At 42.1% G+C, this 13322-nt stretch carries 9 protein-coding genes and 1 pseudogene; all 10 read right to left on the bottom strand.

What is annotated here, in order from left to right:
- Positions 1-21: 21 nt before the first annotated feature.
- The gene (locus tag LKW28_RS08470; protein ID WP_229139916.1) at positions 22-441 is read right to left on the bottom strand and encodes a hypothetical protein; all 420 of its coding nucleotides are present in this window, start codon (positions 439-441) and stop codon (positions 22-24) included.
- Positions 442-548: 107 nt separating this feature from the next.
- Positions 549-893, bottom strand: coding sequence for a hypothetical protein (locus LKW28_RS08465; RefSeq protein WP_229139915.1), 345 nt, complete (start codon positions 891-893; stop codon positions 549-551).
- Between the two features lie 680 nt (positions 894-1573).
- Entirely contained in the window at positions 1574-2554 is a 981-nt protein-coding gene (locus LKW28_RS23240) for an Ig-like domain-containing protein (protein ID WP_420708850.1), read from the bottom strand.
- Positions 2555-2575: 21 nt separating this feature from the next.
- A pseudogene (locus LKW28_RS23235) lies at positions 2576-3742 on the bottom strand (arabinogalactan endo-1,4-beta-galactosidase); the annotation flags it as partial.
- A 710-nt stretch (positions 3743-4452) separates the two neighbouring features.
- Positions 4453-6519 carry a beta-galactosidase gene (locus tag LKW28_RS08455; protein ID WP_324255020.1) on the bottom strand — a complete coding sequence of 689 codons (2067 nt, stop codon included), beginning with the start codon at positions 6517-6519 and terminating at the stop codon, positions 4453-4455.
- A 129-nt stretch (positions 6520-6648) separates the two neighbouring features.
- Positions 6649-7635 (bottom strand): LacI family DNA-binding transcriptional regulator, encoded by a 987-nt coding sequence (locus LKW28_RS08450; RefSeq protein WP_229139914.1) that lies wholly within the window; start codon positions 7633-7635, stop codon positions 6649-6651.
- Positions 7636-8222: 587 nt separating this feature from the next.
- Complete coding sequence (locus LKW28_RS08445) at positions 8223-9269, bottom strand: aldose epimerase family protein (RefSeq protein WP_229139913.1); 1047 nt, start codon at positions 9267-9269, stop codon at positions 8223-8225.
- Positions 9270-9284: 15 nt separating this feature from the next.
- Positions 9285-10775, bottom strand: a complete 1491-nt coding sequence (galT, locus tag LKW28_RS08440; protein WP_229139912.1) for a UDP-glucose--hexose-1-phosphate uridylyltransferase — start codon at positions 10773-10775, stop codon at positions 9285-9287.
- 9 nt (positions 10776-10784) lie between these two features.
- Positions 10785-11774 (bottom strand): UDP-glucose 4-epimerase GalE, encoded by a 990-nt coding sequence (gene galE / locus LKW28_RS08435; protein WP_229139911.1) that lies wholly within the window; start codon positions 11772-11774, stop codon positions 10785-10787.
- A 234-nt stretch (positions 11775-12008) separates the two neighbouring features.
- On the bottom strand, positions 12009-13172 hold the full coding sequence (locus LKW28_RS08430; RefSeq protein ID WP_229139910.1) for a galactokinase: 1164 nt from the start codon (positions 13170-13172) through the stop codon (positions 12009-12011).
- Positions 13173-13322 lie beyond the last annotated feature (150 nt).

The raw sequence follows: 13322 nt of genomic DNA, 5'->3' as shown, positions 1-13322 counted from the left end.
AATAAGCGTTTAAAATGACGACTACATTCTTCGTTTTTTAAACGACTTCTTCTGAAACCTTTGGGGTGTTCCTTTTTTATTTCTCAATACTTCCAAAATATTAAAATTCCACCAAAACACGGCAGATAACAGCCCAAGGGTAAGGATGGAGTAACTTACACCTTCGCCAAACGTACGTCTGCCGGTTATGAATATAAGTAAATAAATGATAAAAATAAAGCTAATGATCGTTAATAATCCGTTTAAAAAATACAGGCCCGGATAAGATACAGGATACTTGCTCATCCATTTTAATATCCAATAGTTTAGTAGAAGGAGAATGATGAGCATAATTAGACCGCCCGTAATATTCCCAACATAGATACCCTCCAAGGCTGCAATATAGAAAGCCATCAAAAAGAACAAGGAGAGGTATTGAACCAATTTTTTTATGAAAATCAAGGACGTGACCGCCTTTCATCACTTGACTGGCGAAAATTCTGGCCACCATCGCGATTGCCTATTTCATCACACTTGTAAGCAAAAGTACAAAGAATAAACTGACTCGATCAGCGAAGATGCGGTGCCCTAGCATCAGCTCTTTGTCGTGCTGCTTCCTCGGCCTTCCTTCTCGCTTCAGCTTCTGCACGAGCAGCTGCCTCTTCTTCACGTTTGATTTGGTTTGCGACTGAGATGATGTCTGGTGCGACTGAATCAAGCTTTGAGGCAATCTGATTTAGCTCACGATTGATCTCCAAGATTGCTTGATTGAGATACTGAACCTCTGTCGCCTGCCAGGCAGAGTTGATATTTCCCTTAAACCCATTTAGAGAGCTTTTTAGATTGCGAAGCTGTGAGGCATAATTGCGAAGTTGGTTTGCCTGTGAAATTGCAGCAGAAACATTAATTCCCATAATAATCACCCGCTTATTGTAAATAAGTTTTATATCGTGTAGTACCTTTATTCGAAGTAAAAAATCACATAGTTCGTTCACATTTTTTCCAAATATATACTAAAAATTACCCGATATTTCGGCTTAGGTCAATTTTTACCGAATATTCAAATAACGATAAAACCGATACGAAAGACCTGTTTTATCTACATTTTTCTACAAATTGTCGGTTCTGTCAGACCCGCTTACTACCTTAGGTGTACGACCCCACTAGTACCTTTGGTAATTTCACAAAACCTAAGAACGTTGATAAACCTCGACAAATATCTCGAATTCAAGCCTCTCGAAGCCCTTTATTACATTTAATAGGAAAATAGTCCTTTTATCATTAATGTTTGTAATATATTTGTAACTTGACATAAGTTAGAATGATTCCTGAGATTTGTAAGCATTTTCATACTCACAGAAGGAAAAAAGTGGGGTGCCTCTGGAAATTAGTAATAGATTTGTAAAAGAAGGTCCATTTTCTGTCAATTGGTGCTTTATGTGTCAAAAATCAATGCTGTCATTTGTAGGAAAATGAGAGGATAGGACTAAGGTTTCTTGGATTTTCGCGGTCGTAGCGGGGGTTTTTGTACTCTTTCTTTCCTATTAAATAGGTACGAGAAAAACCTAGCCCGGGGGACTAGGTTTTTCATCCTTTATTCTCTATGTCTTTTAGCTGATTTGCCCCTATAAAGAATCATACCAGCTGTACCTATTGTAAGAAGTGCAAAGCTTAGCAGCAAAGTATTGTAATAGTTTGTTGCGGTTTTTGGCAGTACTTTACCTTCATTAGGTTTGTTCGGCTGGGAATGCTTGTTGTTTTGATTTGGTGATTTGCCTTGATCACCTAGATTTACAGGAGGCTTCCCGTTATTCCCTGGTATCTGCCCGTTATTATTTCCTGGTGTGTTACCATTCCCTTTACCTGGTTGATCCTTGTCATCATCTGGATTCTCTGGTTCTACAACCTCATAATCCGCGACACGATAGAGATAAAAATCATCAAGCGTTCCCCAGGCACCAGCGTCCGCTTTGATATTTGCGCCAATTGTAAGGGTGCCGTCAATCACAAGAATGCTCTCTATTTGTGGGTTGCTCCAATTGACCCAGCCATTCACAGATGTGGATTCAAAGTAATCCGCCTTATTAGTAGCGGCAAAGATCGACATGACTTGATTTCCAGCATCACCACCTTGAACAAACGCAGAGAGAGTATAATAGCCAGGTTTTAGACCAGTAATCGTTTGTTGAACCTTAAAATTAACACCTGTTCCTGAATAAAAGTGCAGGGAATACTCACCTGTCTTCGCATCAGACGCTTTTTGTTGGAAGCTTGCGTGTGGTTCAATGCCTTCTGGATAGATGATTTCCCACATACTTCGGTCACTATCCTCAAAGCTCGGATTCATCACAAAGTTTTCTGGATTGATTGTCAGATATGCCTTCACAGACATTCCACTTTCAACCTGTCCGTTGATGACATATGCCCCGACACCATTTTCAATTGCTTGCTGCAACTCGCTTTCATTCCACGTTACCGCAGCTGAACCTTTTTCACCGTTATTGTAAGTCACTTCGACTGCATCTGGTAAAGTAATGTCTGTTCCTAGAATTGCAGTTACATTGGCATCCTTAATTTCATCAATTCGGATTGGAGCAACTGCACCAGTTTCTACATATTTAAATACGTTCAAAGATGGCAGTGGTTTACCTGTGAAATCAAATAATGCTTGATTGTCAACAGCTGATCCTCCATACCACTCCCCTGCATCATGTGGATCATATTCACCGGCATAGCTAGTTGCCCAGCCTGAGCCATATTTTTCCCAAAGAACTTTATTTTGTGTGACGTTCTCGGCTGGACCAACTGGCAACCATGCTGGCTCCCAATAAAATACACCAATTCCTGCGTCACCAACCTTCGCAACCGCATCAATGACATCTCTTACAGCAGTTGCTTGTCCTTGAACCGTAATCGGATAGTTTAACGTTTGACCTGTGCTTTTTGGAGCGGTATTTCCATGCCCATCTCCATCTTTCGCTGTATACGCATAAGAGGTTTCAGCAACCATCACCTTTTTCCCATAGGTTGTTGCGACATTTTTTAAGACATTCGTTAGGTTTGATAAAGTACCATGCCAAAACGGATAGTAGGAGCTTGCAAATACATCGTAATCCACACCATTTTTAGCAAGTGTTTCAGCGATTGTCGCATATCGGCCAGAGGTTTCAGGATTTGTAAAATGCAGCGCAACTAAAATCGAAGGATCAATTTCACGAATCGCACGACTTCCTTCATTAAATAGCTCACTCATTTTTATCCAATCATTCTCTCCAGCAAGTCCACCATTGGTTTCATTCCCGACCTGGACCATGCCGATGTCAACACCAGCATCAACCATTTGTTGTAAACTATCCTTTGTAAAAGTGTAAAGCGCACTCTTTTTATCTTCAAAACTGAGATCCTTCCAAGCTTTCGGTGCCATCTGCTTGGCGGGGTCTGCCCAGAAATCAGAATAATGGAAGTCGACTAAGACCTTCATTCCATTCGCAGTTGCACGTTTTCCTATTTCGATCGCTTTGGCGACATCATTATTGCCGCCTCCATATCCATTTCCATTTGCATCATAAGGATCATTCCAAACACGTACGCGGACATAATTCACACCAGCATCATTTAGCGTTGTAAAAATATCCTGCTGTTCTCCTGCTTCATTATAGAAGGTAACGCCACTATCTTCTAATGATAGAATACTAGAAACATCTACACCTTTAATAAAATCATCACTAAGACCATCGACCCGCTTCACGAAAAGATCAGCTTGAACCGGCTCTGGAACCTCAGTATCTGCCCCTTTTTTGACAAGTGAAAAATGATCGAGGTAGCCCCATGCATTTGGTGCACCTTTTACGATTGAACCTATCTTGAAGTCTGTCACATTTTCCGTTAATTCAAAGTCAAGACTGAGCATTCCCCACTTATTGTAGCCAGCTGTTGAGGCAGATTCACTCTTAGCATCACCCGCAAAAAGAGTTACCTGCCCTGCCTCGGCACCTTCACCACCCATAGATTGAACGGTTAAGATATATGTACCAGCTGATAAAGTCGGAATTATCTGGTGGACAGTAAAGTCTTGGGCTTCTGTTGCCATATCCTTAATCCAATACTTCAATGCATGATCCCCTTCAGCTGGCGTTATCCAAGAGTCATCTGAATAAGCGAAATGCTGAACGTCAATTCCTGTCCAATTGGTGGTTTCAACTGTCCAGGAACCATCATCCCAGAAATTCGATTCAAAGCCACCGTTTACGACGCCACTTGATGTAGCAGCCATTCCAAAAGTTGTATTCATAAATAATGTACTCCAAAAGAGAACAATCGCAGCCAATACAACTAACCCACGTCTATGTTTATGCACATTTCTCTCTCCTTCCTAATCATAAAGCGCTTACATTATTATTCTAGAAAACTATCATCAAGTCTCCTTAATGATAGTTTAATACTACACAAGTAGCCGTTATCAACGACTACTTGTTATTCATTTTTTTCAACAACACGCACTTCATATTTTCCTAATATAACTTCACCATGGAATGATTCACCTGTTACAACATCTGTAACTTTAGACGCAAAGTTCACCTGTTGTTTTTCTTCAGTGAAGTTCATGACAAAAATGTAGTCATGATCAGGAGCTTGTCTTACTTGTACGGAAACACCACGATCGTGCTTCACATCCGCAGCAGGCTGAATGGATAATTCCTTCATGATCGCTTCGTAAAAATCACGTTGGAAATCATCCTCAAGTCGTCCGCCGATGTAATACGTTTTTCCTGCTTCATATTCATGGCTTGTAATAGCTGGTGTATTCGCATAGAAATCTTCCTCGTAGACACCGTCAACTTTCGCATCGCTCACTTCAAGAACAGTCGCATAATCCTTTAATTCATAGGACTTCCCGTTGAAAGTGACACCATTTCGATCTGCCGGGAATAACGTATCTGTTTCAAGTGGTTTTACTCCAAAAATCTCCTGCAGATCACTTGGCCATCCACCTAAATAGGTTAAATCATGCTCGTTCACTAGCCCGCTAATATACGTCATCACGAGTGTGCCGCCTTTTTTTACGTAATCCTTCAGTCTTGCTATTAATTCTTCACTTGCAAGATAAAGCATTGGCACAACAAGTAATTTATAGGAAGAAAAATCATGTTCCTTTGTAATCACATCTACTGGAATATCTTTTTCCCAGAACGCACGATAATGCTGATGCATTGTTTGCGGGTAACGCTTTGTTGCATTGCTAAAGCCTTGCGCATCACCTAATGCCCAGTGATTATCCCAATCGTAAAGGAATGCCACTTCGGCAGAACGATTTGTGCCCACTACCTCGGAAAGCTTTTCCAGCGTTTGACCAACTTTTGCGACATCTTGGAAAACGCGATTTTCTGCACTATTATCATGATCAACGACCGCACCATGGAATTTTTCTGAGGAGCCTCTTGATTTACGCCATTGGAAATACAAGATACTATCGGAACCATGCGCAATCATCTGCATCGCAGAAAGCAAATGCATTCCCGGGCGTTTCGCTTTGTTGACGTTATGCCAGTTTACAGCACTTGGTGTTGATTCCATGAGTAAAAACGGCTGGTGCTTAAGACTGCGATAGAGATCATCAATAAAGGCAACCTTCATCGCCAAATCAGCAGTCGTTTCCCAATCATTGTGCCAAGCAGGGTACGCGTCCCAGCTGATGACATCAAGGTGCTTCGCAAATTTACTATAATCAAGCCCCTGGAATGGAATTAAATCATGCGTATCACCCATGAAATTCGTTGTAATTGGAATTTCTGGTGTCAATTCACGAATCGGAACAATTTCATTTTTATAAAAATCAATCGTTTGATCGGTTACAAAGCGGCGCCAGTCTAAATTATGACCGTGCACCATATTTTCACCAATTGGAGACGGAGACTCAATTTGTGACCAATCCGTAAACGTGTGGCTCCAGAAGGGTCCCCACCACGCATGATTTAATGCCTTCAAATCATGGTTGTATGTTTCTTTTAGCCAATTGCGGAAAGCATCCTGGCAAAGATCACAATGACATTCCCCGCCATATTCATTGGAAATATGCCACATGATAAGGGCAGGATGGTTGCCATATCGTTCAGCTAGCTTACGGTTCATTTGCTGTGTTTTTTCACGATAGACAGGCGATGTAAAACAGTGATTATGTCTTGCACCATGTAATTGCTTGACCCTAGCTGCATTTGTACGAAGCACCTCAGGGTATTTTTGCGACATCCAGGCAGGTCTTGCCCCACTTGGTGTTGCTAAAATTACTTTTCCATCAATGCTGTGAATGTCATTGATGATTTTATCAAGCCATTCAAAGTTGAAAACACCTTCTTCAGGTTCAAGCGCACTCCACGCAAAGATCCCAACAGAGAACGTATTCGTATGAGAAAGCTTCATCAATTTAATATCATCAGCTAAAATTTCTGTGTAATCCAGCCATTGATCAGGATTGTAATCCCCACCGTGAAGCATGTGCATTGCTTTTGTGACAAATGTTTTATTCGCGCGTTGATTTGACATTTACATCCATCCTTTATCTTCATTACTATCTTGCCATTTTTATCAATCGTCTTGGCATAGTTGTGCCTAGACTTTTTCAAGCCAAATACAGTGATGTTTCAATCTGTGGATGCATGATGTCATGGATTACTATTTACTACTATCCCTGATCATGAGATTGGTAGTGATGAATATTTTTTTCGCGATTTGCCTTCCTGTGATCCGTTCAAGAATCGTGTCAACAGCGGTTTCACCCATTACTTCAGTATGGACCTTAACTGTCGACAGCGATGGGAAGACGTACTTGGATACGCTAATATCATTGACGCCGATTAAGCTGACCCGGTTGGGTACTTCGATTTTTTCTTCATTCAGCACACGCAATGCACCAATTGCGATCAAGTCATTGGCTGCGAAGAAGGCTGTTGGCAGCGTGTCACCTTTTTCTTGGATTGCTTGCTTCATTAGCATATAGCCATCCTCAACCGTAAAGCTTCCTATATACATGTTGCTCTCATCTAATAGATTGGCTTCACTGAGGTAGTTTTTGAATGTCTTTTCACGGATTTCTTCGATTTCTGAAGAATGGTCTTTGTACTCTTCGCGTCCGCCTAGATAGCCGATATTCGTATGACCGGTCTGGGTAAAATGCTTCAACACCGTTCGCGTTGCTTTTTCAAAGTCGATTACGATTGCATCGTAAACGTCTTCATTCGGGTTCGAATCAACAAACACAAGATGCTGTGTCAGATTTGACAGTTCTTCGACTTGAGTAGTGCTGAACTTGCCAACCGCGATGATCCCCTGAAGCTCCTCCTGCTTCATGCTTTCAATGCTATTATAAAAATTGACCACTTGGATACCGTGCTGTTCACAGCGCTGCTCAATTCCAAGTCGAATCGACATGTAATAAAGGTCATTCAGCTCTTCCTTTTCGGTGTACCAAAGGAGAATCCCTATCCGAGCAGAAGGAGACTTCTTGGATGGGCGTTTTTTATACGAAAGCGCCTCAGCAATCTCAAATATTTTCTTTTTTGTATCGTCGCTGACGGATAAGCTGGCATCATAATTGAGAACCCTTGATACCGTTGCGATTGAGACGCCTGCTTTTTCCGCGATATCTTTAATCGTTGCCATGGTTCACCTTCTTTCTCGGGAGTTGTTTGTTTGGTTGGTGCATTGGGGTGGCGGAATTGCGTCGGTCTGGGCAGGATTTGCGTCGTTTCCACGATATTTGCATCGTTGTGCACTTATTTGCTTCGTTCCCACACGGATTTGCATCATCACGCACTTATTTGCTTCGTTCCACATGGATTTGCATCATCGCCCACTTATTTGCTTCGTTCCCACACGGATTTGCATCATCGCACGCAGATTTGCTTCGTTCCCACACGGATTTGCATCTTCGCACGCATATTTGCTTCGGTCCCACACGGATTTGCATCATCGCACGCAGATTTGCTTCGTTCCCACACGGATTTGCATCTTCGCACGCATATTTGCTTCGGTCCCACACGGATTTGCATCATCGCCCACTTATTTGCTTCGTTCCCACACAGATTTGCATCTTCGCACGCATATTTGCATCGTTCCCACGATATTTGCGTCGTTTCCACATTATTTGCGTCGCCCACTCATTATTTGCGTCTAAAAACCATAATTTGAGTGTACCTTAATTTTCAGAAAGGAAACAAGAGAACCGTCCCCCCGTTTCCCCTTGTTTCCTATTTTGTTAAAAATGTGTACTTTGTTTCCCATTGGTATTGTTCGTCTTTTTTGACGACAACTGATGGGAAGTGGGGGTGATGGATGGCGTCGGGTAGTCCTTGGGTTTCTAGGCAGATTCCCAGGTAGGGACGGGCTTTCGATCCTCGGATTTCAAATTGACCATTTAATTGGTTACTTGTGTAAATAACTACTGCCGGTTGGTTTGTTTCGACAATCAGGGTTCTTCCTGATGTTTCATCGCTTAGTTGGATCTCTTGATTTTGGTTGTCGGTTAAGAGAAAAGGATGATCATACCCATTTCCTGCTAAGATGTTTTGTGGATGATCAGCTGTTGTTCCATCTACAATTTTTCTGCCCTGTTGGAAGTCAAATGCTGTGCCCTCTACATCTAGCATTTTTCCAGTAGGAAGCAGCTCATCATTTAACTCCAGGAATCGATTGCTTTTTAATGTTAATTCATGCTGGAGAATATCGCGTTTTGCATTTCCAGAAAGATTAAAATACGTATGGTTTGTCAGGTTTAAAATTGTATTTTTATCTGATACCGCTGACATGGTTATTTTGAATTCGTTATTGTTGTTTAAGATGTATCTCACTTTTACAGTTACTGTTCCGGGATATCCGCCTTCGCCATCTTGACGAATATATTCAAATTCGACGCCTGCTTCCTCTGCTTGCTCAATGAGGTTTGCATCCCAAATGAGGTTACTAAAGCCTTTCGCTCCGCCATGTAAATGGTTGTTATTCTCATTTTTCTCAAGCTGATAGACAGTGTCGTCAAGTTCAAATTGTCCTGCCTTAATTCTCCCCGCAACTGGTCCTACAATCGCTCCAAAATAAGGAGAGTATTGCAGGTAGTCTTCAATCTTATCGAACCCAAGGACAATATTCTCAAAATCGCCGTTTTGATCAGGGGTAATCATGTCAGTTATGATACACCCGTAGTTAATACAACGAATTGACATCCCGTTGTTATTTTCGATTGTGTATGCGTGAACTGGTTTATTCCCTAATTCACCAAAAATATCTGCTGTGACCTTCATGTTCTCACCCTCCATTTATTCGCCCTTTATAGACTCTATAAATCTCTTAAACGCCGCTTGGCCCGCTTCATCACGCTTGTAGACGCCGGCATCCTCTAGGACGCGCATGAACTTTTTACCAACTTCACGATTCACAAGCTCATGGACGTTTTCACTAGTCGGATTGTATGCCTTTAGTTCGTCCGCCCATTCCTGGTGAATAGGATTGACTGAATTCGCCTCGCCGATTAAGTATTTTTCAACCTCTTGCAGTTCCGTTTCTAGTCGAGCCGGAAGTACCGCTAAACCCATTACCTCGATGAGACCGATGTTTTCCTTTTTAATATGATGAACATCGGCATGAGGATGAAAAATGCCAAGTGGATGCTCGTCGTTTGTGCGGTTGTTGCGAAGCACAAGGTCAAGCTCGTATTTTCCGTCCCTCTTTCTGGCAATTGGTGTGATTGTATTATGTGGCGTATCGCCTGTAAAAGCAATAATCTCAGCTTCTGGGTCGCTATACTGCCGCCATGCTTGTAAAATATGGTCACCTGCTTCAACTAAGGCTTCTTGGTCACTGCTTCTTAAGCGAAGAACAGACATCGGCCATTTTACAGTTGAGAACTCGATATTTTTATAGCGATCCCAGGTGAAATTTAGATCGTCTTCTGCTTTTGCCATCGCAAATTCGTAGTTTCCACCTTGATAGTGATCATGTGTTAAAATCGAGCCCCCTACAATCGGGATGTCCGCGTTTGACCCAATGAAATAGTGCGGAAAATTCTCGATAAAAGCAAGTAAACGCTTGAATGTATCCTTGCTGATTTTCATATCGCGGTGGTCCTCGCAAAGGACGATACAATGCTCGTTGTAGTACACATATGGCGAATACTGGAGATACCAGTTTTCACCCTCAAGTGGTACCGGAATGATGCGATGGTTGGAACGAGCCGGATGGCCGATTCGTCCCGCATAGCCTTCATTTTCCACACATAGTAAGCATTTTGGATACTTCTCGCCTGTTGTTTTTGTCTCCTTTTCAAGAGCAATTTGCTTTGGATCTTTTTCCGGTTTTGACAGATTAATCGTGATATCAAGCTCGCCGTACTTCGTTTCCACCTTATATTCAATATTCTTTTCGATTCGCTTCATTTGAATGTAGTTGCTATTTTTACTTAATTCATAAAAATAGTTCGTCGCAGCCACCGGATCCTTTTCCCGAAGCTTGTAAAAATGTTTTGTTACCGCGGACGGTAAGGGGATCATCGTGTTCATGATTTTGCTCGCTAAAATTTCTTTTGCGTCAAAATAGTCTTCGATGATACCTTTTTCGCACGCGTACTCTACTAATTCCTCAACTAGAGTTGGAATATCTTTTTCAGGTGAGACATGTTCGGTTGGTGTAAAGTCCTCAAGGCCCAGCAAGGAAAGGAACTGGTTGCGGACGTAAATCCTGTCTTCTTTTTCAAGCAGTCCGACCTTAACGGCTTGCTCTGTTAGCTGTTGTACAGTCCCATAAATTGTCATGCTAATCCCTCAGCTTTCATACCCATTTGGGTGGTTTACATGCCAGTTCCACGCATCCTTGATAATTTCGTTGATAGAGGTACGTTTTGGTTCCCACCCCAGTACTTTCTTCGCTTTTCCAGATGAGGCGATAAGAATGCTCGGGTCGCCTGCACGGCGGTCGCCTAATTTTACAGGAATGTCTCGCTTTGTAACTTCTTTTGCAGCCTCAACCATTTCCTTCACAGAGAAGCCGCTGTTGCTTCCAAGGTTAAAATAGTTACTTTCGCCCCCATTTTGCAGATATTTCAACGCTAAAATATGTGCGTTAATGAGGTCCTCGACATGGATGTAGTCACGGATGCAAGTGCCATCTGGAGTGTCGTAATCCTCACCAAAGATTGTGATAAACTCTCTAGTTCCTAATGCCGCTTGTAAAATAACCGGGATAAGATGTGTTTCCGGATCATGGTCCTCCCCGATTTCACCAGTTGCGCGTGCCCCAGCTACGTTAAAATAACGCAGTGACACAAACTTGATATCATGCGCGATTTCAGACCATTTCATCATTTTTTCCATCGCTAGTTTTGTTTCACCGTACGTGTTTGTCGGTACAGTTGGCATGTCTTCTGTGATTGGCACCTGCTTTGGCTCGCCATAGGTTGCTGCTGTTGATGAGAAAACAATGTATTTTACATTATTGTTTTTCATCGTTTCAAGTACAATCTGTGTTCCGTACACATTGTTGTCATAGTATTTTAACGGGTCCACCATTGATTCACCGACAAGTGAATTCGCTGCGAAATGGATCACTGCATCTATGCTTTCTTTTTCAAAAACAGATTGTAAAAACTTACTGTCGCGGATATCGCCTTGGTAAAACTTTGCCTTTGGGTGAACCGCATCTTTGTGTCCAGTTTGAAGATTATCAACAACGACAACATCCTCGTTTGCGTCAATTAATTGATACACCGCATGTGAACCGATATAACCCGCTCCGCCTAAAACTAAAATACTCATATTGATTCGCTCCTTTTGTTTGGTTGGGGTACTGGCCCCTCAAAAATGCAATTTCAGGTAACAAAACGCAATTATTAAGAATAAAGCGCAATTCCTTAGAACTAACGCGCAATTATCAAAAATAAAGCGCATTTCCTTAGAACTATCGCGCAATTATCAAAAATAAAGCGCAATTCTAAGATTATTAGTGTTGGACCACTTAACCAGCGGTCTCAACCTGTCACTACGTCCCGTTTATAGTTCCTTCGCGCCATCACCGATACTTACCTCATAGAAAGAAGCCGGGTAGCCAATGGTTTCTTCGTAGATTTTTCCAATGTTTTCGATGATTTGTTGTGCTTTGTCTTTTTCAACAAGTGCAATCGCACAGCCGCCGAATCCGGCACCAGTCATGCGCGCACCAAGCACGCCATCCTGTGCCCATGCTGCTTCTGCTAACGTATCAAGCTCTTTGCCGGTTACTTCATAATCATCTCTTAATGATGTGTGAGATGCATTGAGTAAGCGCCCAAATTCCGTTAAATTGCCAGCTTTAAGAGCTTTTAACGCCTCTAAAGTTCGTTCATTTTCATCTACAGCATGTTTCGCACGTTTTATTAGTGTCTCATTTTGGATTAAATGCTTGTGTTCTTCGAATTGTTCGCTCGTAATGTTTCCAAGCGCTTGAACGTTGAGTTCTTTTTGAAGCTGGGCAAGGGCCTGTTCGCATTCACTGCGGCGCTCATTGTACTTGGAATCCGCTAGCTCACGGCGCTTATTCGTGTTCATGATTAAAATGAGATGCTCATCTAACTCGATTGGCGCATATTCATACTTTAATGTATCACAATCTAGTAAAATTCCTGCATTCTTTTTACCCATTCCGATTGCAAATTGGTCCATGATGCCACTGTTGACTCCAATGAACTTATTCTCTACAAGTTGGCCGATTTTTACAAGCTCGACGCGGTCAATTTCAAGATCGAATAGTTTTTCAAACAGCACACCTGATACGAGCTCGATGGATGCCGATGAAGAAAGCCCAGCTCCATTTGGGATATTTCCGTAAAAGAGCACATCTACACCAGTCGGGATGTCGTACCCATTTTCACGCAAGTAACGAAGCATCCCCTTCGGATAATTCGCCCAGTCATGAGCTTTGTTGTAATCTAGGTTGTTAAGGTCAAACTCAATCACACCAAGGTTTTCAAAATTCACTGAGTACATTCTGATTTTGTCGTCTTGGCGTTTTCTTGCTAGCGCATAGGTTCCTTTTGTGATGGATGCCGGGAATACATGGCCGCCGTTATAGTCGGTATGCTCACCGATGAGGTTGATGCGCCCTGGCGCGAAGAAGCTTCTGTAATCGTTTTCGTTAAAAATTGCTGTGAATTTATCTGAAAGTTGTTTAAGATCCATGTTGATTGCCTCCAATACTTTGGTTTCTACTTTCATTGTAGATCGCTTTGTTAAAGAGGTCAATGATTTTTAGTTAAACTTTACTAAAACTTTACTCACGGAGGTTTACGATAGATTCTAATTACTTTTGAGAGTGGGGTTTCGCAGTCG

Origin of the sequence: Bacillus sp. REN16 (assembly GCF_020731355.1) — a bacterium.
Classification (GTDB): Bacteria; Bacillota; Bacilli; order Bacillales; family Bacillaceae_L; genus Ferdinandcohnia.
Note: the sequence above shows the minus strand (reverse complement) of the source record. Positions and strands in the feature narration are given on the sequence as shown.